The sequence below is a fragment of the Nonomuraea sp. PA05 genome (assembly GCF_008086045.1).
GTDB lineage: Bacteria > Actinomycetota > Actinomycetes > Streptosporangiales > Streptosporangiaceae > Nonomuraea > Nonomuraea monospora.
Genome location: NZ_VSEY01000021.1, coordinates 203,832 through 225,484, shown reverse-complemented (window position 1 = coordinate 225,484; position 21,653 = coordinate 203,832). Strand labels below are relative to the sequence as shown.

26 protein-coding genes, 1 tRNA gene and 1 pseudogene are annotated in these 21,653 nt (G+C 68.9%); 14 read left to right on the top strand and 14 right to left on the bottom strand.

Annotated elements, in window-relative coordinates:
- Positions 1 to 181 precede the first annotated feature (181 nt).
- Positions 182 to 469 carry a hypothetical protein gene (locus tag FXF51_RS31420; protein WP_148438296.1) on the bottom strand — a complete coding sequence of 96 codons (288 nt, stop codon included), beginning with the start codon at positions 467 to 469 and terminating at the stop codon, positions 182 to 184.
- Positions 470 to 1,063: 594 nt separating this feature from the next.
- On the opposite strand from FXF51_RS31420, the gene FXF51_RS31415 reads away from it, so the two are divergent.
- From FXF51_RS31415 to FXF51_RS31390, 6 genes are all read left to right on the top strand, one after another.
- Entirely contained in the window at positions 1,064 to 2,284 is a 1,221-nt protein-coding gene (locus tag FXF51_RS31415; protein ID WP_148438295.1) for a sensor histidine kinase, read from the top strand.
- Between the two features lie 75 nt (positions 2,285 to 2,359).
- Complete coding sequence (locus tag FXF51_RS31410; protein WP_148438294.1) at positions 2,360 to 3,001, top strand: response regulator; 642 nt, start codon at positions 2,360 to 2,362, stop codon at positions 2,999 to 3,001.
- Between the two features lie 974 nt (positions 3,002 to 3,975).
- Positions 3,976 to 4,254, top strand: a complete 279-nt coding sequence (locus FXF51_RS31405; RefSeq protein WP_222871543.1) for a hypothetical protein — start codon at positions 3,976 to 3,978, stop codon at positions 4,252 to 4,254.
- A gap of 5 nt (positions 4,255 to 4,259) precedes the next feature.
- Positions 4,260 to 4,985, top strand: a complete 726-nt coding sequence (locus FXF51_RS31400; protein ID WP_148438293.1) for a prolipoprotein diacylglyceryl transferase — start codon at positions 4,260 to 4,262, stop codon at positions 4,983 to 4,985.
- Between the two features lies 1 nt (position 4,986).
- Positions 4,987 to 6,504, top strand: a complete 1,518-nt coding sequence (locus FXF51_RS31395; RefSeq protein WP_148438292.1) for a radical SAM protein — start codon at positions 4,987 to 4,989, stop codon at positions 6,502 to 6,504.
- A 103-nt stretch (positions 6,505 to 6,607) separates the two neighbouring features.
- Complete coding sequence (locus FXF51_RS31390) at positions 6,608 to 6,850, top strand: hypothetical protein (protein WP_148438291.1); 243 nt, start codon at positions 6,608 to 6,610, stop codon at positions 6,848 to 6,850.
- A gap of 28 nt (positions 6,851 to 6,878) precedes the next feature.
- On the opposite strand, the gene FXF51_RS63855 is transcribed toward FXF51_RS31390, so the two are convergent.
- The 4 genes from FXF51_RS63855 to FXF51_RS31370 all read right to left on the bottom strand — a co-directional run bounded on the left by FXF51_RS63855 (position 6,879) and on the right by FXF51_RS31370 (position 9,303).
- On the bottom strand, positions 6,879 to 7,115 hold the full coding sequence (locus FXF51_RS63855; protein WP_262379961.1) for a hypothetical protein: 237 nt from the start codon (positions 7,113 to 7,115) through the stop codon (positions 6,879 to 6,881).
- A gap of 78 nt (positions 7,116 to 7,193) precedes the next feature.
- Positions 7,194 to 7,652: a MaoC family dehydratase gene (locus FXF51_RS31380; protein ID WP_148438290.1), complete on the bottom strand. Its 459-nt coding sequence runs from the start codon at positions 7,650 to 7,652 to the stop codon at positions 7,194 to 7,196.
- Between the two features lie 11 nt (positions 7,653 to 7,663).
- Positions 7,664 to 8,824 (bottom strand): TolB family protein, encoded by a 1,161-nt coding sequence (locus FXF51_RS31375; RefSeq protein ID WP_148438289.1) that lies wholly within the window; start codon positions 8,822 to 8,824, stop codon positions 7,664 to 7,666.
- The gene (locus tag FXF51_RS31370; RefSeq protein WP_316247651.1) at positions 8,821 to 9,303 is read right to left on the bottom strand and encodes a SigE family RNA polymerase sigma factor; all 483 of its coding nucleotides are present in this window, start codon (positions 9,301 to 9,303) and stop codon (positions 8,821 to 8,823) included. Before FXF51_RS31370 ends, FXF51_RS31375 begins: the two co-directional genes overlap by 4 nt.
- Before the next feature lie 235 nt (positions 9,304 to 9,538).
- On the opposite strand from FXF51_RS31370, the gene FXF51_RS31365 reads away from it, so the two are divergent.
- A complete protein-coding gene (locus FXF51_RS31365; RefSeq protein ID WP_148438287.1) occupies positions 9,539 to 10,720 on the top strand; it encodes an ATP-binding protein in 1,182 nt (393 codons plus the stop codon).
- 103 nt (positions 10,721 to 10,823) lie between these two features.
- Here FXF51_RS31365 and FXF51_RS31360 read toward each other — a convergent pair whose 3' ends face one another.
- Both FXF51_RS31360 and FXF51_RS31355 read right to left on the bottom strand, forming a co-directional pair.
- The gene (locus FXF51_RS31360) at positions 10,824 to 11,618 is read right to left on the bottom strand and encodes a MauE/DoxX family redox-associated membrane protein (protein WP_262379959.1); all 795 of its coding nucleotides are present in this window, start codon (positions 11,616 to 11,618) and stop codon (positions 10,824 to 10,826) included.
- Between the two features lie 5 nt (positions 11,619 to 11,623).
- The gene (locus FXF51_RS31355; RefSeq protein WP_148438286.1) at positions 11,624 to 12,565 is read right to left on the bottom strand and encodes a hypothetical protein; all 942 of its coding nucleotides are present in this window, start codon (positions 12,563 to 12,565) and stop codon (positions 11,624 to 11,626) included.
- A 218-nt stretch (positions 12,566 to 12,783) separates the two neighbouring features.
- Between FXF51_RS31355 and FXF51_RS31350 the strand changes: the two genes are divergently transcribed.
- A complete protein-coding gene (locus FXF51_RS31350) occupies positions 12,784 to 13,281 on the top strand; it encodes a SigE family RNA polymerase sigma factor (protein WP_148438285.1) in 498 nt (165 codons plus the stop codon).
- Here the strand turns inward: FXF51_RS31350 and FXF51_RS31345 are convergent.
- Positions 13,250 to 13,753 (bottom strand): MarR family winged helix-turn-helix transcriptional regulator, encoded by a 504-nt coding sequence (locus tag FXF51_RS31345; protein ID WP_262379964.1) that lies wholly within the window; start codon positions 13,751 to 13,753, stop codon positions 13,250 to 13,252. The two genes, FXF51_RS31350 and FXF51_RS31345, sit on opposite strands and share 32 nt — an antisense overlap.
- Before the next feature lie 108 nt (positions 13,754 to 13,861).
- On the opposite strand from FXF51_RS31345, the gene FXF51_RS31340 reads away from it, so the two are divergent.
- Entirely contained in the window at positions 13,862 to 14,425 is a 564-nt protein-coding gene (locus FXF51_RS31340; protein WP_148438283.1) for a YceI family protein, read from the top strand.
- 178 nt (positions 14,426 to 14,603) lie between these two features.
- A tRNA-Ser gene (locus FXF51_RS31335) sits at positions 14,604 to 14,693 on the top strand.
- A 228-nt stretch (positions 14,694 to 14,921) separates the two neighbouring features.
- Here the strand turns inward: FXF51_RS31335 and FXF51_RS31330 are convergent.
- The 3 genes and pseudogenes from FXF51_RS31330 to FXF51_RS31325 form a co-directional block, all read right to left on the bottom strand.
- Positions 14,922 to 15,401, bottom strand: a pseudogene (locus tag FXF51_RS31330) (dihydrofolate reductase family protein); the annotation flags it as partial.
- 143 nt (positions 15,402 to 15,544) lie between these two features.
- Positions 15,545 to 15,676: a hypothetical protein gene (locus FXF51_RS62850; protein ID WP_262379957.1), complete on the bottom strand. Its 132-nt coding sequence runs from the start codon at positions 15,674 to 15,676 to the stop codon at positions 15,545 to 15,547.
- Between the two features lie 196 nt (positions 15,677 to 15,872).
- Entirely contained in the window at positions 15,873 to 16,283 is a 411-nt protein-coding gene (locus tag FXF51_RS31325) for a hypothetical protein (protein WP_148438282.1), read from the bottom strand.
- A gap of 127 nt (positions 16,284 to 16,410) precedes the next feature.
- Here FXF51_RS31325 and FXF51_RS31320 point away from each other — a divergent pair, with 127 nt between their 5' ends.
- Entirely contained in the window at positions 16,411 to 16,872 is a 462-nt protein-coding gene (locus tag FXF51_RS31320) for a DUF6650 family protein (RefSeq protein ID WP_148438281.1), read from the top strand.
- Positions 16,873 to 16,991: 119 nt separating this feature from the next.
- On the opposite strand, the gene FXF51_RS31315 is transcribed toward FXF51_RS31320, so the two are convergent.
- Positions 16,992 to 17,501: a hypothetical protein gene (locus FXF51_RS31315; protein ID WP_148438280.1), complete on the bottom strand. Its 510-nt coding sequence runs from the start codon at positions 17,499 to 17,501 to the stop codon at positions 16,992 to 16,994.
- A 158-nt stretch (positions 17,502 to 17,659) separates the two neighbouring features.
- On the opposite strand from FXF51_RS31315, the gene FXF51_RS31310 reads away from it, so the two are divergent.
- The 3 genes from FXF51_RS31310 (at position 17,660) to FXF51_RS31300 (ending at position 20,757) form a co-directional block, all read left to right on the top strand.
- Complete coding sequence (locus FXF51_RS31310; protein ID WP_148438279.1) at positions 17,660 to 18,667, top strand: aldo/keto reductase; 1,008 nt, start codon at positions 17,660 to 17,662, stop codon at positions 18,665 to 18,667.
- 69 nt (positions 18,668 to 18,736) lie between these two features.
- Complete coding sequence (locus FXF51_RS31305) at positions 18,737 to 19,384, top strand: DUF1275 family protein (protein ID WP_148438278.1); 648 nt, start codon at positions 18,737 to 18,739, stop codon at positions 19,382 to 19,384.
- Between the two features lie 218 nt (positions 19,385 to 19,602).
- Complete coding sequence (locus FXF51_RS31300; RefSeq protein ID WP_148438277.1) at positions 19,603 to 20,757, top strand: hypothetical protein; 1,155 nt, start codon at positions 19,603 to 19,605, stop codon at positions 20,755 to 20,757.
- A 75-nt stretch (positions 20,758 to 20,832) separates the two neighbouring features.
- On the opposite strand, the gene FXF51_RS31295 is transcribed toward FXF51_RS31300, so the two are convergent.
- Together FXF51_RS31295 and FXF51_RS31290 are read right to left on the bottom strand one after the other, a co-directional pair.
- Positions 20,833 to 21,207 (bottom strand): VOC family protein, encoded by a 375-nt coding sequence (locus FXF51_RS31295; RefSeq protein WP_148438276.1) that lies wholly within the window; start codon positions 21,205 to 21,207, stop codon positions 20,833 to 20,835.
- Positions 21,208 to 21,209: 2 nt separating this feature from the next.
- Positions 21,210 to 21,587 (bottom strand): VOC family protein, encoded by a 378-nt coding sequence (locus FXF51_RS31290; RefSeq protein WP_148438275.1) that lies wholly within the window; start codon positions 21,585 to 21,587, stop codon positions 21,210 to 21,212.
- Positions 21,588 to 21,653: the final 66 nt, after the last annotated feature.

Sequence of the window (21,653 nt, the reverse complement as noted above, 5' to 3'; positions counted from 1 at the left end):
TCGCTGCGTAAGCAAGCATAGCGGGTTCTGAGGAGTGACTCGAACCAGAAACGGCAATCATGGTGTCTCCGGTGCGGGCTCGGGGCGTTCGGCCGGTGGTCGGTGGCAGGTATGGATGGTGTTGACCTGGGGTTGAGGGGGTGGGACGGGCCCCCGACACGGGTCGGGGGGCCGCGATGATCTAGGCGTCCAGCCGCTTCGCCAGGCGCTCGATCACCAGCGCCAGATCGGTGAGTCTCCGGTGAACGGCGTGGTGCTGGTCCTGGATCTGCGAGCGGAACTTCGTGAAGTGGTCATTCGACTGCCTTCGGAAGCCTCCGATCTCGTCGTTCAGGGCGGAGAGGTCCTGGGTGAGCTCTGCCTGGAGGTTTCTGATGGCGGCGTTCGGATGAATGGCCTTCCTGGGGGTTGCCGGGGTATCGGGTTGAATGTCCTCCAGTGGGGTGCAGTTCTGGGCCGGGATGTTCATGCGCCGGCGCCTTGCCCTCGTGCGGCGGCGGCCGGAGGCAGTGCCGCCGGAGCGCGCGCTTGCTTCGAGGGCGTCCACACGGAGTTTCAGCTTGCGAATCTCCGCCTCTATATCCACGTACCCCTACCCTTGCGGTAGTCGGAAGGGATCCTCGATCCGGGTGTGATCGGAGCTCGGGTCCCACGTACTGTGAGCACATCGTCGCAATGAGTGCGACGTTGTGGGAACCCTTGTGGGCTTGCGGGTGGGGTTTTATGCCCTGCCGGTGTTGTTCCATCCTCGCTGGGGCGAGGTCTGTTCTCGGCGGGCTGGTCGCGAAGGGTGCGGTCCGGGCGAAGGGCTTGTAGGGCCGCAACGGCTGCGTCTGAGGGTATCTGGGGCATTGCGGGCTGGAGACCGCTCAGCGGCAGCCCGGTCATTCAGGGAGCCCGATCGTTCAGGGGGCCCGTGCCGGGGCGGCTTTGGTACGTCGGGTGTTCCCCTCTTGAGTTGCTGCCTGTGGATAAGTCGCTGCCTGCGGCTACATCGAAGGGTGTATCCACAGGAAGACCTTCGTAGGAGGGAGGAGCGGGCGGGAGGTGGTGGGATGTGGGCATGAAACAGGTGGTGCTGGGGGCCGGGCTCGCCTTCGCGGTCGGCGTGGTGCTGATCGCGGGCGGGTCCCATCTCGAACGCGGTGTGCCCACGTGGGTGCTCGTCATACCGCTGGCGTTCACCTGTGCGGGGGTGCTGGTGCGGCAGCGGGCGCCTCTGGCCGCTCTGGGGCTGGGGGTGGTCGGGATCGTGATGGACGGGTTCGTGGGGCCCTCGCTGGGGACGGTGCTGATCTTCACCGACAACTTGTACGCCGCCGCGCTCTACGGGCCGGCACGGTTCGCCCGGGTGCTGCTCGGGATCGCCGGGGCGCTGGCCGTGGTGGCCGGGGCCGTGGCGGGGTTCCTGTATGAGGACTGGCGGATGTTGGCCGTCATGGGGGTGCAGGCCGGGCTGGTGCTCATTACGCCTGTGACCACTGCGGTGGTGCTGCGGGAGCAGCGCGATCGGGCCGCGGCCGAGAGGGTGCGCGCCGAGCAGGTGGCTCGCCTCGCGGAGCTGGATCGGCAGGCCGCGGTGGCTGCCGAACGGACGCGGATGGCGCGCGAGTTGCACGACATGATCGCCAACCACTTCAGCGCCATCGCCATTCAGTCCACCGCTGCGCTCTCGCGTAAGGATCTTGATCGGGAGACCGTACGGATGGTGATGGAGTCCGTCCGGGAGAACAGCGTCAAGGGGATGGCCGAGATGAGGGCCATGATCGGGCTGCTGCGGCAGGACGGCGACGAAGCGGAGAACGAGGCCACCCGGCCGCGCCTGGCTGATGCGGAGACGCTGGTCGAACGGGTGCGGCGGGCTGGGATGGCCGCGGAGCTGCGAGTCGAGGGGGAGGCCCGGGAGTTGCCTGCGGCCGTTGACCTCGCCGGGTATCGGATCTTGCAGGAAGCGTTGACCAACGCGCTCAAGCATGGGGGGTCGCCCGCGTCGGTTGTTGTGGTCTACGAGGGTGAGCGAGTGCGACTGAGCGTTGAGAACGCGCTGGGGGAGGAAGGGCGCGAGGTGGGGTTGCCTGGCGCCGGGGCGGGGTTGATCGGCATGCGGGAGCGGGCCTCGCTGGTTGGCGGGGTTTTCGACGCAGGGGTGGTTCGGGATGAGGCGGTTCGGGATGAGGCGGTTCGGGATGGAGTGGTTCGGGATGAGGTGAGGGTGGATGGCGGCGGGGAGCGGTGGCGGGTGCTGGCGGTTCTGCCTACTGCTGTGGGCGGGGGCGGCGGCTGATGGTGGTGAAAGTCCGGGGGATTCGATTGGGCTGGTGCGTGGCAGGCAGGTTGAGCGGATGGGTGGAGGTGGCTGGTGACCGTCAGGGTGCTGGTGGCGGACGATCATGCGGCGGTCCGGGTCGGGATCGTGCTGATTCTGGGTGGGGCGGATGACATCGAGGTCGTAGGGGAGGCCGGGGACGGGGAGCAGGCCGTGGCCATGGCTCGGGAGTTGCGGCCCGATGTGGTGTTGATGGATGTGCGGATGCCCCGGCTGGATGGGATTTCCGCTACTCGGGAGCTGGCCGGGGTCTGCGATGTGCTGATTCTTACGACGTTCGATGTGGATGAGTATGTGTTCGGGGCTCTGCGGGCGGGGGCGGCTGGGTTCTTGCTCAAGAACGCTGAGGCTGAGGCGTTGATCGAGGCGGTGCGGGTGGTGGCTCGGGGAGATGGGCTCATCGCGCCGGGGGTTACCCGGAGATTGATCGCTGAGTTCGCTGAGCAGGCGCCGGTTCGGCGGGAGGTGGATGAGGACGCGGGTGGGGTGGCTGGGCTGACGCCTCGGGAGAAGGAGGTTCTGGCTTGTATTGGGCGGGGGTTGTCCAACGCTGAGATCGCCAGGGAGCTGGACATGGCGGAGGCTACGACCAAGACACATGTCAGTCGGGTGTTGAACAAGCTGGGGCTGAAGAGTCGGGTGCAGGCGGCGATCTACTACTCGGAGGGGTTGTAGGGGCGAGAGGGAGTGGGCTGGGGTTGGTCGGGCTTCCGCCTGAGGGCGGCTTGGGAGGGTGTTGATGCGATGGCAATCGTGGGTGCCTAGTCTGATCATGACTAGAGGGGTAGACCAAGCCAATGAGTGCAACGCCACCACCTCCGCCGTCCGAGGAGCCTGACAACGGGTCAGGGGCTGGGGCGGTGCCAGAAGGAGAACCGGAGTTTCTGCCGCCGCCTGGGAGTGGGCGGGCAGAGGGCATGCCGCCTGCGGGTGAGGGGTCTGTAGGGGCAGCGTCTGTGGGCGGGAAGTCCATGGGCGCGGTGTCTGAGGGGAGGGGGACGGGGGGTCTGCCGCCTGCGGGTGGGAGGCCGGAGATTGTGCCGCCTGTGAGTGGAGAGTCGATTGGTGCGCCGCCTCCGAGTGGGGAGCCGGTGAAGATGCCGCCTCCGGCTGGTGTGCCGGGGCCTATGTCGACGGCGGGCCGTGGCGGAGGGGCTGGCTCGGGGGTGCAAGGACCTGGGCAGGGGCAGGCTGGCCGGCCGTTGTTCTTGCCGCCGGATGGTGGGGGCGGGTCTTCCCAGGGTGGTGCTCCGGCTTACGGTGGCGCTCCGGCTCAGGGAGGATCGGCTCAGGGTGGTTCCGCTCCAAGCGGCTCGCACCAGGGCGATCCAGGGCTGGGTGGTCCGGGGCAGGGCGCCGCAGGGCAGAGCGGTCCACCGCAGGGCGGTTCAGGGAAGAGCGGTCCGGGGCAGGGTGGACCGGTGCCGGGGCAGCAGGCGTCGTACGGAGGTCAGCCCTACGGCCAGCACCCGCCCCAAACAGCCATCCCGCCCCACACAGCCATCCCGCCCCACACAGCCATCCCGCCCCACACAGCCACTCCGCCCCACACAGCCACCCCGCCCTACGGCCCGCCACCGCCCCCCCAACCGGGCGGCTATCCACCACCCCCACCCCCGAACACCAACTCCACAGGCATGCTCGTCGGCATGCTGTTCGCCGGCCTGGCCATCTACAGCCTCCTCAACGCCATAATCGGCTTCTTCATCTTCTTCGCCGCCATGGGCGCCAGCGGCAGCCCCACCCCCTATCTGGCAGCAGGCGCAGCACTCCTGGCGCTGGTAGGGCTGGGCGCGGGCATCGGGTTGTGCTTCGTGCGCAAGCCGTGGAGCAGAGGCCTCGGCCTGGGGCTGATGATCGGCTGGGCGCTGTGGTCGATCCTCTCGGCCGGGATCTGCACCGGCATCAACCCGAGCCTGTACGGCTGACCGCCATGCCCCTTCACGAGATCTTCGTAGGCCTGGGCGTGGCGGTGGCGGCCGTCGTCTTCGTCCGGGAGGCGCGCAGGCGCGGCGCGCTGAACGAGCAGTCGCTGTTCGCGGTCGCCGGCGCGCTGGTGGGCGGCGCGATCGGGATGCGGCTGGCGGGCTGGATGGAGACGCTGCAACTGGACAGCCTGTGGTTGTACGGGTCGCGGAGCATCCTGGGCGGCCTGACGGGCGCGTACGTCGGGGTGCTGGTGGCGAAGCGGATCATCGGTTTCAGGGAGCGGACGGGGGATTTGTTCGCGCCGGCGGTGGCGCTCGGCATGGCGGTGGGCCGGATCGGCTGCCATTTGACGGAGGCGCCGGGCAGGCCGACGGACCTGCCGTGGGGTGTGCACGCCCCCGCGACGACCCCGGAGTGTCCCGGCTGTCTCGCGGGCCAGGCGATGCACCCGTCGTTCATCTACGAGATCATCTTCCAGCTCGCCGCGTTCACCGCGCTCGTCTGGGCGCGCGACCGGCTCACCAGGCCGGGCGAGCTGTTCACGCTGTACGTCGCCGCGTACGCGATCTTCCGTTTCCTCGTCGAGTTCACCAGGGCCAACGAGACGATCTGGCTGGACCTGACCAGGCCGCAGTGGTTCCTGCTCCCGGGCATGCTGCTGCTCGCCGTCAGACTCGGGTACGGCTGGCGGCGCGGATACTATGCCCCCTGTTCAAGCGGAAGGTCATGACATGAGCGCAGGGATGGGGCTGCGAGGCGATCGCATCCTCAGGTACGTCAACGCGTTCTGCCCGAAGTGCCACGGCCGTGACCTCGACAGGGTCGAGCGGCTCAGCGGTTATCTGGCCGAACGCGACGGCCGGGTGTGGCTGGAGCGCGGGTGCCGCGAACACGGGCTGGTCCGCACGCTGTACGACGAGGATCCGGAGATCCTGAGCTACCTGGAGGAGTGGACGGCCCCCACGAAGCAGCACGTCCCCGACGTGGCCGGCAACTTCGACCCGATCCCCGCCGCCTACCTGCGTGGCCTGCCCGAGCTGCAGACCCAGCACACCTGCATCCTGCTTGAGGACATCGCGGAGACCTGCAACCTGCGCTGCCCCACCTGCTTCGCCGACAGCTCGCCCGACCTGTCCGGCGTCGTCCCGGTTGCCGACGTCCTGGCCAACGTCGACCAGCGCCTGGAGCGGGAGAACGGCAAGCTCGACGTCCTCATGCTGAGCGGCGGCGAGCCCACCCTGCACCCCGAGCTGAAGACCCTGCTCGCCGAGCTGAGCGCCCGCCCGATCACCCGCATCCTGATCAACACGAACGGCGTCCTGCTCGCCAAGGACGACTCCCTGCTCGACCTGATCACCGAGCACCGCGAGCGGGTCGAGGTCTACCTGCAGTACGACGGCACGTCGGCCGAGGCGTCCCGGCACCATCGGGGCGGCGACCTGACGAGGATCAAGGCCGAGGCCATCGAGCGCCTGTCCGCACGCGAGATCTTCACCACGCTCGTCATGACCGCCGCTCTCGGTGTGAACGACGGCGAGATCGGCGACGTCGTACGCCTCGCGCTCGACACCCCGTACGTCGGGGGCGTGTCCCTGCAACCCCAGTTCGGCTCCGGCAGGTCGGCCGCCATCGACCCGGTCGACCGCCTCACCCACACGGGCGTGCTCAAGCGCCTCGGCCCGCAGACCGATGGCCTGGTGACCTGGCGCGACCTGACGGCCCTGCCCTGCTCGCACCCCCACTGCTGCTCGGTCGGCTACCTCATCCGCGACGACGCCCGGCAGTGGCGCTCGCTGACCGCGCTGATCGGCCACGACCGGCTGAAGGCGAACCTGGGTCTGGTCTCCAACCGCATCGCCGACACCGAGCTGCCGAAGGAGCTGCGCCTGGCCGTGCAGGAGTCGCTGCTCGGGCTGCTCTCCGAGCAGTCGTCGCTGTCGCATCCGCAGGTCGGCGACCTGTGGCGGACGATCTGCGAGAACTGCGACCTCGGCGTGTCCACCCTGCTCGCCCTCGCGTCGTCGGCGTTGCCGGGCCGGCGCAGGAAGCTGCGCAGGATGCTGGGGGAGCGGGTGGTGCGGCTGACGGTGAAGCCGTTCATGGACATCTCGACCATGATCGAGGAGCGGCTCACGCAGTGTTGCGTGCATGTGGGCACCCGCGCCGAGCAGGATCAGTGCGCGCCGTTCTGCGCGGTGCAGGCCTGGCCGCAGCTCTCCCGGCAGCGGCTGTCGGCGGTGGCCAGGTGAAAGACGGTGGGTAGGTGAAGACGGTGGCCAGGTGAGGGACGGCGTCCAGATGAATGATGGTGGCCAGGTGAAAGACGGCGGCCAGACAAAAGATGGTGGCCAGGTGAAGGACGCCAAGGAGCCGTACGACCCGTTGCGGTTGTGCGTGTACGCGACGGTCGCGTTGCTGGCGTGGCTGCTCGGCCCGTGGGCGGTGCTGGGGTTCGCGGCGCTCGGCTTCGCGGGCTACTGGAAGGCGCGGCGAGCCGGGCTGACCCGGAGCAAGTGCTTCCTCCGGGACACCCGGCTCGTGCTGGCCTACCTCGGCCTGCTCGCCCTGGTGGCGGTGGCAGCGATCATCATCTGATCGCTGCCACGTTCAGCACCGTGTACTTCTAGTTCCTGGAGCTCGGCCCACAGGTCGGCGTCGCCGTAGCGGTCGTGCTCGCCGCGTTCCGGGACGGCGGCGACCAGGTCCTCCCGGTGCCGGCGGCGCCACGACCTGATGTGCAACCGCACCATGGTCGTGCGGACGTACCCCTCGGGTTGCGCACGCGGGGCCAGGCGCCGCCCAGGCGGGCCGGCGCCTCCTGGACGAGGTCGGTCGCGTCGTCGGCGTTGCCGGTGAGCACGTAGCCGTACCGGAGCAGCGCGTCGCCCCGGGTCCGGACGAACCCAGGGATCGCGTCACACGGGTTTCTGTTGCACGCCTATTCGGCGGGGACGTACAGGCTGAGGGTCTCGGCGACGCAGGCCGGCCGCTTCTCGCCCTCGATCTCGATCGTCATCTTCAGCTTGGACAGGTGGCCGGCCGGGGTGCCCTTGACGTCGGTGAGCTCGCCCACGGCCCTGATCCGCGCGCCGACCGGCACCGGACGGGGGAAACGCACCTTGTCGAGGCCGAAGTTCACGCCCATCGCGATGCCCTCCACCTTGACCAGGGAGAACATGAAGGACGGCAACAACGACAACGTCAGGTACCCGTGGGCGATCGTGCCGCCGAACGGCCCCTCCTTGGCGCGCTCCACGTCCACGTGGATCCACTGATGGTCGTCGGTGGCCTCGGCGAAGGTGTTGACCTGCTCCTGGGTGACGGTGCGCCACTCGGTCGGGCCGAACTTCTCGCCGACGGCCGCCTTGAGTTCCTGTACGTTCGCGAAGGTCCGCATGGCCCCGAACGCTATTGGGCCGACGGGACGGCTGCCAAGTTCAGTACTTCGTAAGTGCCAGGCTCGCCCTCCCAGTAGAGGGCCGTGCTGGGTTCCGCTGTCATGCCCGTGCTCATCCAGGCCGCCGTTCGCGGGATCGTCGCCGTCAGTCCGGTCTCGACGTCGTACACACCGTCCCTGAGCACCACGAACCGGTTGAGTATCGGAGCCATGGATCGCACTTCCGGCTGGCCGAAACCCTCGAGCCCCGACCGGACCTCGCCGCCGTCGATCCGCTGCACGAAACCGCCCTTGGTGTCGCGCCCGAAGCACCAGTGCGGGCCGCAGCGCAGGCCCTTCGCCTGGCCGGGCACGGTGACCTGGATCCTCGTGTCCAGGGCGAGGTCCACCACCTCGCTCTGGTTGCGATCGCCGGTGTCGGTGCCGGCGGGCACGTCGCTCGCCCACGGCCAGCGCAGCAGGTGCAGGCCGTTGCCCGACGGAATGCGCTCGGGAATGCCGCCGGTCAACGGGGCGTGCCACACGTCACCTGACCGCTCCGACCAGATGACCTGGTCGCCGTTGACCGAGAGCGCGTCCACGTCGGCCCGGGCGCCGGACAGGCCTGTCACCGGGGTCGGCTCGCCGCCCGCCAGCGGGACCATCCAGATCTCGGTGGAGGTCCTGCCGCCGGTGTACCAGACCAGGTAGGCGCCGTCGGCGGCCGCGAGCGGCACCATGTGCCGCTGCGACGTGGGCAGCTCCGCGACCACGCGGGTCTTCCCGGTCGTGACGTCGTACACCTCGAACGTGGGGTTCCCCACCGGCGTGGCCAGCAGTAGGACCTCCGTCGCGCTCAATGCGGTGAGCGGGAGGTAGACGGCGCCGAGCGCGTTCCTGGTGGGCACCTTGAAGACCGCGCGCGGCCAGACCCGCTCGACCGGCTGCGATCTCGGCCCGGGCGTCTCGGTGGAAGTCGTGGCCGCGTCGCCCTGGCCCTCGCCGGACAGGACGACGCCTCTGATCCCCACGCTCAGCACCACCACGGCGGCGGCCGCCGCCAGCACGCGCAGCCGCCGCCGGGTCCTGCGCCGCCTGCGCGACGCCACCCCCGCCAGCAGGCCGCCGCCGTCGTCGGGAGCGTGCTCACCCGCCGTCCGCAGCGCGCCGATCAGCTCGTCCTCGCTCCTCATGGCCGCTCCCCCTTCCGTACCGACTCGCGGATAGATGGCTTGACGCGCAGCGCGTTGAGGGCGTGGAACGCCTGGCTGCGCACGGTTCCCCGGGAGATGCCGAGGAGTTCGGCGATCTCCTTGTCGGACAGGTCCTCGTAGTAGCGCAGCACGAGGACGACCCGCTGCCTGCGCGGCAGCGTGGCCAGTTCCCGCCACAGCTCGCCGTAGGAGTGCTCGTCGGTGTACGAGCCCTCGGGCAGGTCGTCGGTCAGGTGCTCCCTGCGCCGCCCGCGCCACCAGCTGATGTGCTGCCTGGCCATGGTGGTGCGGACGTAGGCCTCCGGGTTGTCCTTGTTGCGGACCCGTTTCCAGGTGTCGCTCAGCTTGAGCAACGCCTCCTGGACCAGGTCGGCCCCGTCGTCGGCGTTGCCGGTGAGCACGTAGCCGTACCGGAGCAGGGCCGGGCCCCGTGCCCGGACGAATTCCTCGAAGTCCACATCTCCTGGACGCATCATCGGCATCGGCCTGTTGCAAAGATCTTTACTCGAAACCATCGCATGAGTGTTCGAGTCCGCGCTACAGTTCTAGGTACCGCAATCGAACAGAGGTTCGGCCTGGTGGAAGGGGGTGTGTCCGATGACGGTGCTCGCGCCCGCCCCTGCTCGGACACGCCGTAGCACTTTCTTCCCAAATCTAAGACGGCCGCTATATCCGGCAATAAAGTCCGAGAGCGTGGACCCTGTGCGAAACCCCTACGCTCCAGGCGCCGGGCAGCGCCCGCCGGAGCTCGCCGGGCGCGATCGCGAGCTGCAGCAGTTCGAGGTCGTGCTGGAGCGGGTGGCCCGCGGCCGTCCCGAGCGCAGCATGGTCGTGACCGGCCTGCGGGGAGTGGGCAAGACCGTCCTGCTCAACACGTTCAAATCCATGGCCATGCAGCGGCTGTGGGGCACGGGCAAGATCGAGGCCCGGCCCGACCAGTCGATCAGGCGGCCGGTGGCCGCCGCCCTGCACATGGCCATCCGTGAGCTGGCGCCGCGGCACCGCGCGCCCGAGCGCATCGAGGAGTTCCTCGGCGTGCTCAAGGCGTTCGCGATGCGCGATCCGGCCGCGGCCAAGGGCACCTCCCACTGGTCGCCTGGGATCGAGGTGCCCGCCAGCCGCGGGCGCGCCGACTCGGGCGACCTGGAGATCGACCTCACCGAGCTGTTCGTCGACGCCGCGAGCGTGGCCACCGACCTGGCGGTGGGCATCGCCCTGTTCATCGACGAGATGCAGGACGTGCAGGCCGCCGACGTCTCCGCGCTCTGCGCCGCCTGCCACGAGCTGTCGCAGAGCGGCGGCCCGCTGATCGTGGTGGGCGCCGGGCTGCCGCACCTGCCGAGCGTCCTGTCGGCCAGCAAGAGCTACTCCGAGCGGCTCTTCCGCTACGCGCGCATCGACAAGCTCGACCGGGAGGCGGCCGATCTCGCGCTGATCCTGCCGGCGCGCGAGGAGGAGGTCGAGTTCACGCAGGACGCGCTCGACGCGCTCTACGAGGCGGCCGACGGCTACCCGTACTTCGTGCAGGCCTACGGCAAGGTGGCCTGGGATCTCGCCCCGCGCAGCCCGATCACCCTCGACGACGTGAAGGTATCCGCGCCGGAGGCCGAGGAGGAGCTGGCGGTCGGGTTCTTCGGCAGCCGCTACGAGCGGGCCACCCCGGCCGAGCGCGACTACATGCACGCCATGGCGCAGATCGGTGACGAGCCGGTGCCGACCGCGGAGGTGGCCGACGCCCTCGGGCGCAAGCCGTCCAGCCTCTCGCCCGCCCGTGACAGCCTCATCAAGAAAGGGCTCATCTACAGCGCCGAGCGCGGCCTGATCGCGTTCACGGTGCCGCACTTCGGGAGATTCCTGCGCGCTCAGCCCATCTGAGCGACGCCCCTAGACCTCTATTGGGCTGTCTAGTGGGGAAGCTAGACAGCCCAATAGAGCTATATCCGCACGCGTATAGAGCGTTGTATAAGGCTCTATAGCGTCAGGCCGATACGGGCGTATATTCCGGCAGAGACCCGCTGTCCTCCTGCGCCCCCACCACCGCCATCCGCACCGCCGGGCGCCGCCCGGCCAGGTAGACGGCGAAGACCACGTCGTCGCCGTCGTGGCCGCGGAAGGCGAAGAAGCGCCAGCACAGCTCCCGCCACGTGTCGTACGGCTCCGCCGAGGTCAGCTCGCCCCGGTGCGCCCGCCAGGTGCCGCTCGACCTGAGCCGCGACAGCGTCACCGACTCGGCGGGGCCACGGCGCTGCTCGCAGGGGGCGCGGTACCGTACGCGGTCGATCAGCTCTTCGATCTCCGGCGACAGCAGCAGGAGCACCGCCGCGCCGGCCGCCAGCAGCCACGACGGCGAGATCGCCGCCGCCCAGCCCGGCACCGGCGCCCACACCGACACCGCCGCCATCCCGGTCAGCACCACCGTCCTGGCCACCGAGCGCAGCCCCACCGGCGCCGAGCTCACCTCGCCGAAGCAGCCGCATCCAGCGTCGGGCCGCCGCCTGCGCAGCTCCAGCAGCACGTACGTGGACAGCGCGAAGAACGCGACCGTTCCCCACCGGAACAGCGGATGCGTCGTGAGCAGCAGCCCCGCGGCCAGCGTCAGCTCACCGGCCGCGCACACCAGCAGCGCCGGGGCCTGGACGCGCTCGGGCACCAGCACCGCCGGCCCCAGCCGCGACAACCCGCCGGGCTCGCCCTTCGTCGCGACGGTGAACACCTTGGCCGCCGTGCCCAGGGCGAGCATCACGACCAGGAGCGGGAGCTGCGATTCCAGCACGCGCGTCACCCCCATCCGATCTGCGCGTTGAAGCATCCCTTGACCAGTTCGCCGCCCAGCTCCACGTAGGAGGACGGCGACAGCTCCGCGATCCGCCCGCGCGGCGAGGTGTCGCACTCCACGCAACGATCGCAGAAGCGTCCCGCCATGCACCCGCACGCCACCACGGGCACGTTCGAGGAACGGTTCGAGCACACGTTCCTGACCTGCAGCAACGACCCCACGGAGAGGTACGGCAGGCCCGCGCACGACACGCCCGCCTGGGCGCAGCCGGTGTCGGCACGTTCCAGCATCGGGTATGCCGCGCCCCGCTCCTCCTCGTCGAAGGTGTCCGACCAGGTGGCCGTCCCGGAGATGCGCGTCTGTTTGTACGCGGGCGGAGGCGGCGGCACGGACCGCGCCGGGTACGGCGGCTGCGAGGTCGCGGGCAGCAGGGCGAGGCTCGCCCCGTCACGCCGGACGCCGATGGCGTCGAAGAGGTAGCCGGGCTCGAACTTGGGATGGCGCACCTGCAGCCGTCCCGACGAGCGGTAGGGGATGACGACCGTGCGGTGGCCGCGGTGCGGGCCGCAGTCGAGCTCGACCGTCAGATCCCTGCGGCCCTCGATGGACAGGATCGTGCCCGTGATGCGGGTGGTGTCGGCCCAGATCCGCTCGATCACGCGGCCGTCGCGCAGCGCGCGCATCAGCACCATGGAGCCCACGGGCAGGTCGGCGGGCGCGACGTCGGCGCCGTGCCAGGCGGTGGCCCACGGGGCGATCACCAGCCGTTCCTGGGTGCCTGAAGGGGTCTCGATGGTGATCAGATGCGGGCTGACGTCCAGCACCTCGCCCACGACGGCGCGCAGCGGCTCGCCGTCCACCGGGTCGGGGCCGGGAACGCGGCTCTCGCGGCCGAGCGCGGCCGCGGCGAGCACCCGGCGGCGCTCAACGCTCGGATACCCCATCCGCCCCTCCCTCGCTCGGCTACTAGATTCACATGACTTGGGGGCGGCTCACACCGTAGGGGGCCAGAACGGAGCAAAATACGCATCCCCGGGGAAGTGCCTTCACCTACGGCGGCGTACAAACCACCACCGACCTTGACGGACCTTTATCTTCGGCGGGCCGAAACCTGAATTGAGGTTCCGGCCTAATAGGGCATCAGGCTGCGATTCTGGCCACGATGCAGACCACCGGCTGGGAAGACGAGTTCCGCGAGTACGTCACGGCACGCGGTCCCGCGCTGCTGCGTACGGCCCATCAGCTCACCGGGCATCCGCTGGACGCCGAGGATTTGTTGCAGAGCGCGCTGACCAAGACCTACCAGGCCTGGGAGCGCATCGAGGACCGCAGGGCCCTGGACGGCTACGTGCGGCGGGCCATGGTGAACATCAACATCTCGCAGTGGCGGCGGCGCAAGCTGGAGGAGTACCCGTCGGACGAGCTGCCCGAGCAGGTGAGCTGCGAGCCGGCGGGGTCGTCCGAGGTGCACGAGGCGCTCGAACAGGCGCTGCGGGAGCTCCCGGAGCGCATGCGGGCCGCGATCGTGCTGCGCTACTACGAGGACATGACCGAGCCGGAGATCGCCAAGACGCTCGGGATCAGCGTCGGCACCGTCAAGAGCACGGTGTCGCGGGCGATGGCCAAGCTCAGGACCGCGCTGGAGCTTCCCGCTCCGTAGGGCAGGTGCTCTCCGCTGCGCCGGCCGTGGCGCAGGGGCGCACCACGTCGCGGATCTTGCGCAGGCTCTTGAGGAACGTCTCCAGCTCGCCGGAGCCCAGCAGGCCGGTGAAGCACTCCTCGATGTCGCGCAGGTGGTCGGGCAGAACCGATTCCAGCCGCTCCCGGCCCGCGTCGGTGAGGGCGGCGTAGGAGGCCCGGCGGTCGCTGGCGCACGCCTCGCGCCTGACCAGCCCCTCCCGTTCGAGCCTGTCCACGACCCGCGTCACGCCGCTGGTGGACAGCTCGGTCTGAGCCGCGAGGTCGCTCATCCGCAGCCGCTGCTGCGGGGAACGTGCCAACCGGATGACGGTCTCGAAGTCGATCTCCGACAACCCCGCCGCGCTCAGGACCGGCTGGAACCGGTTCATCAACCCGGAGTGGACCTCGGTCAGCAGTCCGATGGCCGTCAGCCGGGAGTCGTCGAAGTTCATCACGCTCATAGCTTATCCGACGATAGTTGACGTGCGGAATATTCCTCATGTAGAAAGTTGTTGCCGCAGACATCCGCACAACAGCTACCTACCTTCTAGGAGAACCCCATGACCACCCGCACCTGGGAGTCCCTGACCATCCCGGCCGCCGGCGCCTACAACCTCGACGCCGCCCACACCACCATCGGCTTCGTCGTCAAGCACATGATGGTCAGCAAGGTCCGCGGCCACTTCGGCACCTTCAACGGCTCGGTCACGGTCGCGGACAACCCGCTCGAGTCCGCCGCCGAGCTCACGATCCAGGCCGAGAGCATCTCCACCGGCGCCCCGGACCGCGACGGCCACCTGCGCAGCGACGACTTCCTGGCCGTCGAGAAGTTCCCGCAGATCACCTTCAGGAGCACCCGCGTGACCGGGCACTCCGGCGACGAGTTCACCGTCGTCGGTGACCTGACCATCCGCGACGTCACCCGCGAGGTCGAGCTCACCGTCGAGTACGGCGGCGCCGGCACGAACCCGTGGGGCCAGGCCGTGTGGGGCTTCTCGATCAGCACCGAGTTCGACCGCGAGGACTTCGGCCTGACCTGGAACCAGGCGCTGGAGACCGGTGGCGTGCTGGTCGGCAAGAAGGTCAAGATCGAGATCGAGGGCGAGGCCAACCCGGCTGCCTGACCCTGTGTGCGTTCGGGGGAGTTATCCACAGGCTTGAAGCCCGCTCCAGCTCTGGGCGGGCTTCTTCCACAGGGGGTTACCCACAGGCTGTTGATAACTCTTGGTGAAGGCCACCGGGGGAATCGCTTTGCCGCCTCGGCGGAAGGCCGGTACGCTGTGCTGAGCCGCGGTGGCTCCTGGAGGATTCGCCTAGTCAGGTCTATGGCGCCGCACTGCTAATGCGGTTTGGGTTTACCGCCCATCCGGGGTTCAAATCCCCGATCCTCCGCGCGAGAGAGGCCCTCTCCCCCTGGTCGGGGAGAGGGCCTCTTTGATCTCTGAGGGACGGCCCGTGTGTCTGTCGTCCGGGGTCGCGCCTATGCCGATCATCCACAGGCCGGCCGGCGCTCGTGGTGCGCGGCCGGTCGCTGGGCCAGCGGGGCCGGTGGTACCGCAGATACACGATCCCGTTGCTGGAGGCGGTGCTGGAGACCAGGTCGAGCTGGTAGTCCTTGGGGACGCCGTCGAACAGGCGGGTGCCCTCGCCCGCGACGTAGGGGAACACGCTCAGCCGGAGCTCGTCGATCAGGTCGAGCCGCATGAGCGACCGCCAGAGGCTGACGCCGCCCCAGACGATGATGTGGCCGTTGCCGCCCACCCTGAGCTTGTCGATCTCTTCTGTCGTGTCACCGGCGGCGATGGTGGTGCGGGCCCAGTCGGCCGTCTTCAGGGTCCGGGACAAGACGACCTTGCGTCCGGTGTTCAGGATGTCGGCGAACGGGTGGTCGGTGGAAGTCGTCATGCCCTCGGCGATGCCCTCGTAGGCGGTGCGGCCCATGAGGTGGGCGTGCGCGCTGCGGAGGAAGTCGAGGTGTGCCTCGTCGGCGGGATCACGGTTCTCGGGCTGGTCGAAGCAGAACTTCCAGAAGGCGGTGCCCTCGTCGGCGAGGAGGCCGTCGAGGGAGTAGTTGAACACTGTCGCTATCAGCTTCCGCATGATCGGAACTCCGTCGCATTGGGTCGCCTGGGGGCCGTTCGGCCTGTCGCTGATGCTGTAGACGGCACTGCCGACCGGAAGTCATTGGTGCACATGGGACCGTGCCGCGCCGCCGCAGCCCTGCGATCGTCCTTCTCTGCGGGTCAGTGGCGTCCCCAGCGGGCGAGAGCGCGAATGACGGCGGGGATGTCCTCTCTGCGCGCACGCAGGAGTGCGACGAGGCCGAGCACCAGCCAGGGGAGAACCGTGATCAGGACGGCAAGGGGTAACGACACGACAGAGCCACCTCTCGGAGGTCGGTGTCTGTCGCTGGAGCCTGCAACGCATCATGCGCGGCGACCGCGCACCCACAAAACAGATTCCAGCGTCCAGAACGCTGCCTTGAGAATCACATGTCGTGTTGTTTCCCGTCAACCACATGAGTCGGCGGCTGATCGCCGTCCGCCGCGTGCATGTCTGCGGCTTCGATGGTCAAGGCAGCTCGCCGACTGGTGCGACGGTGTGCGTTCCGTCGCCCGTACACGTCCACACAACTAGTTCGCCTTCCAGCCGGACGCGCAGGCCGCGATCGTGCGTGGTGCAGACGGGCCAGGCCTTCCAGATCAGCTCCATGATCACTTCTTGGGTGGCGTCGGCCACGCGCGCGAGCGCCCCCTGGGCGTCGGCGCCCGCGGTGGGTGGGATGCCGTTGCCGTGGTAGGCGCCCTGGAACTCCACCCAGGCGTGGCCGCTGCCGTCCCAGTCAGGTGTGGTCAGGCGTAGCGCGCCCGGGATTCCCGAGGTGCGGACGTCGCGCTGCACGACTTCGAGCGCGTGCTCCAGCGCCGCCCACCTTCTTCGTTCGAGGGCGGCCACCTGCTCGGCTTGCTCTTCGGAATGCACGCCGCAGTGTCGCCCACCCCACGAGCCCGTGCAACGGGCCGGGACAAGTTGTGGAGACTCTGCTCGCTCACAGTAGCGTGCGCACTACGCTCGGATGATGGGTCGTATACCGTTCGAAGTCATAGGCGTGGGCACGCCGCTCTTCGGTGTTCAGTGGCGCAAGACGAGTGCGGAGCGCAGGGCCGCTCATGAGGTGATGGACTTCATCGAAGAGCGCAAGCTGCTCTTCGTGGATCGGCATGTCGACGATGTGGAGCACTGTGTTCGCTCGGCCCTGGAAATTTGGGCCTTCATCGCCGAACAACTTGAACAGCATGATGTCGGGCGGGAGCTTTCCGTCACGTTGAAGTCCATGCGGGCCGCCTGCCGTCGGTTCGTGGAGGCGGCCGGGCCGCAAGGTGAGAACTTCGGCTCTCAGACGAGTGTCGCGGGGGCCAGGCGGCTTGGGCTGGCGCTTGGTGACCTGCGTTCCCAAATGGGTTTCTACGTGGCCGCGATGGCTGCTCAGTACCTGATCGAGGTAGATGACGATCTTTCTGTCATTCTTCCGCCGCGTCCCCATGGCCAGGATGAGGACGAGAACGTCTGACACTGGCGGGGGTGGTCGCTTCCCCTGACGCCTTTGCGGGCTGGAGGCACCGCAAGCCGTGATGCATGCGGGGCGGTCGGCTGCTGGGATCGTGTGCGTTGTTGAGGTCCTGCCGTCCGTCACAGCGGTCTTCTGGCGGGATCGGCCAGCAGTATCACCCGGTCTGCCTCGACGTCGAACGCAAGGTCCGGATGGCCAGGGGAGTGCTCCGCGCTCATCGATACGGACTTTCCCAGGTGCCGTCCGATCGCCCGTAAGACGTCGACGAGGAGATTCAAGCGTTCCTGTCCTTGCAGCTCCCTGAGATCGACGTCGAAGTCGATGGATTCGGGTTGATACATCCTGAAAATCAACAAAACTTCGGGGATCGGTCGGACGTGCAGCTCCGGGGTGACGGCCAGCTCGGGTACGCCTCCGCCGTCGGCGCTCACGACCATGGCGGCGGCCGACACCAGCTCCGCGGGCTCGCCGCCGACCGAATAGGCATGAGGCCACCTTCGTGCCCGGACGAGATCCAGCAGGGCCTGCCAGTCCTCGACCGTCGTCTCTTCCACGACCACGTCGGGCAATGCTCCGTTGAGCTCGGGATCGAAGAGATCCTTCACCTCGTCCCACAACAGGTCCGGCACGATGTCCGTCCTACTCGCAGAGCCCGCTGCTGTCCATCGTTCTCCGGCGCCTCGTCCACGTCGTCGCCTGGGCGGTCGAATCGCCCTTGACCTGGAGCGCGCTCAAGCTCCTACCGTCAACACCAGCACCCGTCGCCATCGACGACAGGAGAAGTCACGTGAAGACCGTGCAGCTTGGCCGTACCGGCGAACAGATCAGCCAGCTCGCCCTCGGATGCATGATCATGGGCACAGTCACGCCGGAGGACGAGGCGGTGACGATCCTGGACCGGTACGCGGAGGCGGGCGGCAACTTCCTGGACACCGCCGACTGCTACTGCTGGTGGGAGAACCAGGGCAGTCACGGCGGCGAGAGCGAGGAGCTGATCGGCCGCTGGCTGGCGAGGACCGGCCGGCGCGAGGACGTGTTCCTGGCCACGAAGGGCAGCGCCGTCGTGAAGGACCTGGACCTGGTCTGGGACGACGGCCGGCCGGACTGGGACGCCGCCTACCGGAACTTCGTCGGCGCCGGGGCGAAGACGTTGCGCGACGCGATCGACGGCAGCCTGCGCCGGCTCGGCACCGACCACGTCGACCTGTACTACGTGCACGTCGACGACCGGAGCACGCCCCTGGAGGAGACGCTGGAGGCGCTCGCCGGGATCGTGCAGGCGGGCAAGGCCCGGTACATCGGCTGGTCGAACGTGCGGACCTGGCGACTGGAGCGGATCCGGCAGTTGTGCGCGCAGCACGGCTGGCCGGCGCCGGTCGCGTTGCAGCAGCAGCACTCGTACCTGCGGCGGCGTGCCGGGTTGCGGCATGTGTCCATCGTGGACGACGAGCAGCTCGACTATCTGCAGACGCATGACGATCTGACGCTCGTGGCGTACTCCCCGATTCTCAAGGGCATCTACGACGACCCGGGCAAGCGCAGGAATCACGGGGTGATGAGCGCGTACGACGGGCCCGATGCCGAGGCGCGGGCCGCTGCGGTCGTCGAGGTGGCGGCGGAGGTGGGGGTGACTCCGAACGCGTTGGTGCTGGCGTGGTTGATGCAGCAGTCCTCGCCGACGGTGGTGCCGTTGATCGGGCCGCGGACGCTTCAGCAGTATGAGGCGGCGTTGCCGGCGCTCGACGTCAAGCTCACGGGTGAACAGCTCAACCGGCTCGACAGCGCGGGCGCCTGACTCGGGACGGGGCTCGCGGTGGTCTCGCGCCGGGGTGTCGCTGAGAGTGATCGCTATAGTGCGTAGAGCATGGGTATGGCGCGGTTGTCGATGCTTGGCCTGGCGTTCGCGGCAGGCGCTGCCGACGCGCTGAGCTTTCTGGCGCTCGGCGAGGTGTTCACCGCGAACATGACGGGCAACGTCGTTCTCCTCGGCCTGGCCCTGGGCTCCGGGCGGACAGCGCACGTGGTCGGGTCGGGGGTCGCGTTCGCGGGCTTCTGCGCCGGGCTCGCCGGGGGGTTCGCCGTGGTCGGGCGGACCGCCGGCGATGCGCTGCGGCGCCCGATCGCCGTGCTGGTCGTGGAGGTGGTGCTGCTGGCAGGGCTCGCCGTCGGATGGCTGGCGCAGGCGCCGCGGGTCGCGCTCATCGCGGCGTCGGCGGTGGCGATGGGGCTGCAGAGCGCGGTCACTCGCTGGGCGGGAGGTTCCGGGCTTTCCACGACGTACGTGACCGGTACGGTGACCGGTCTGGCCGGGCAGGTGGTCGGGTCGTGGGGCAGGTGGCGGGCGGGCGGTGGCGTGGGGCGGCCGGTCGGGGTGGTGCTGATGCTTGCGGCGGGTGCCGGGGTCGCGGCTCTGGCCCTGCGGTTGTACGAGCCCGCTGCGCCGTTGATCGCGCCGGTCGCCGTGGCGGTGGCGGCGGGCGGGTGGGGGTGGTCCGCGCGGCGGTCGAGGTGAGCGCGGGAGTCAGGCGAGCGATACGTACCCCCGAGGGCGAGCAGGGCCAGGGTCGTGAGGCTCAGAGCCCTGTAGAGGTGAGTTCGTGTGACACCCATGTGCATGATGATCGCAGCGAAACGCCGCAAGAGGGAGGCGGAAGCGGGCACTCGCGAGCGAGCCGGGGGCGGCGCTAGCGTGGAGCCGGTGGATCACTTGCGACGACCGGGGGGTGGCGCATGCAGCCTGCCGCGGAGCCGCCGGCCGGGCTGCCGGAGGACTTGCTGGAGCGGCTCATCGAGGCGGACGAGCGGGTGCCGGATGGCGGGGGGAAGCCCGCGGATCACGACCTCTCGGACGTGGTGGCGGAGATCCACAGGAGGGAGATCCTTCAGCGGATGAACCGGCTGTTCCGCCTTCCGGGGTACGTCGCGGGCAGCAAGGTCTCCACAGCTCTCTCACTGGTGATCACGAGCTCCTGGCCCTATTTCCTCAACCTGATCCTCTGGCCGCTGCCATGGGACATCGCCTACCGACACCTGCCCGGCAATCTCTTCGCGCTGGGCGCGATGGTCGTCTGCATGACCATGCTGTCGGTCGTCTGGCTGTCGTACGGGACGGCGCTGAAGGTCGGGAACGTCATGTCCGACCTGGTGGTCTCGGCCGAGGAGCGGGCCCGGCTACGGGCGTGGCTGTTCAGCGGGTCCAGTCTGTGGAAGCAGATGACGGTCGCCGTGCCGGCCGCCGCGATCGGCGTGGTGCTGGCCCTGATCGCGCTGGGGGACGAGGGCGGGTCGTGGGGCTCGCGGATGCTGCTGTTCCTCATGGGGGGCTGGCTGGGGTTCCTGGCCGGCGACATCCTGTACTGGCTGCTGGCGGCGGCCCTGATCCCCGGCCGGTTACGGCGGTGCGGGAGGTTGCGCATGGTGTGGATCGACCCGGCGAGCACCCCGGCGATCAGGAACCTGTGCCGCTTCTACGCGTTCGTCGCCTCCGGGCTGGCGGTCACCGTACTGGTCTTCGAGGTGCTCGCCGCGGTGTACGCGCGATGGCAGCAGTCGGAGGTGGCCGCGAACGTCGTCATCGCCTTACCCGTGTTGTCGGTGGTCGTCGCGCTGTACGTGGGCGTGTGGCCGTTCATGGTCATCGCCCGCCTGGTACGTGACCACCTCGACCACCTCCTCGACCCCGTACGCGCCCAGATGAGGCGACCTCCGGCGGCCCTGCTGACCGCCCCCGGCTTCGACGACGTGGTGAAGGTGTACCAGTACTTCACCACCCTGCGGACGCTGCCGTTCAGGACCTCCGCCCTGCTCCAGTACGTCGCGGGCATCGCGGCCTCGCTCGTCGTCTTCTTCGTCCAGCGGTACCTGACCGCGTCCAGTGGTACCTGACCGCGTCCAGTGGTACCTGACCGCGTCCAGTGGTACTTGACCGCGTTCAGTGGTACTTGACCGCGGGATGAGCGGTTACTCCTGGAGCACCGCGAGCACGTTCCCCGAGGGGTCGGTGAACCAGGCGATCGGCGGCCCGCCCGTGCCCCTGGCGATGCCGTGCTCGTCCTGCTCGACTCCGTCGTAGCGCTCGAAGCGAACCCCGCGCGCCGTCAGCTCCTCCACCGTCTTGTCGATGTCCTCGACGGGAAAGTTGAGCACGGTGAAGGTGGCCGGCACGTGAGCGGGCCCCTTCGGGTAGACGAGGACGTCCGCTCCACCGCCGAGGTGCAGCGTCAGCATCCCGTGCTCCTCCGAGACGCGGACGCCGAGCGTCCGGCCGTAGAACCGTTTCGCGGCCTCGACGTCGCTGACCGAGAATCCGCTGTACGCCTTGCTGGTGCCGAGCATCGTCACATCCCCTGCCGGTGTTCCTCGCTGAGCTGGATGATCTGTACGTAGTTGCCGTCCGGGTCGATCGCGGTGGCGAACAGGCTGCCGTCGCGGTCCTCCAGTTCGGCCAGCCATTGCGTGCCGGCCCGCTCCATCCGGGCGGCGACGTCGCGGGCGTCCTCGACGTCGAAGTTCAGGATGACCCGTCCGGGCTCCGGGTTCTTGTCCGAGACGTCCGCCCGCGTGTCGACGAACAGGTAGAACTCGCCGAACTTGAGCAGCCGGTACCCGTTGACGTCGCTGGTCTCGCTGGGGTCGAGCGCGGCGGTGTACCAGGCGCTCAGCCGGTCCGGGTCGGTGGTGGACAGCAGCAGGCTGCCGAGAACGGGTCGCTTCATCGAGAGTTCCTTTCTCTTCTTCTCGATGTGCGGACCGGTCCGCGCGGGAAAACTCATCGGAAGGCG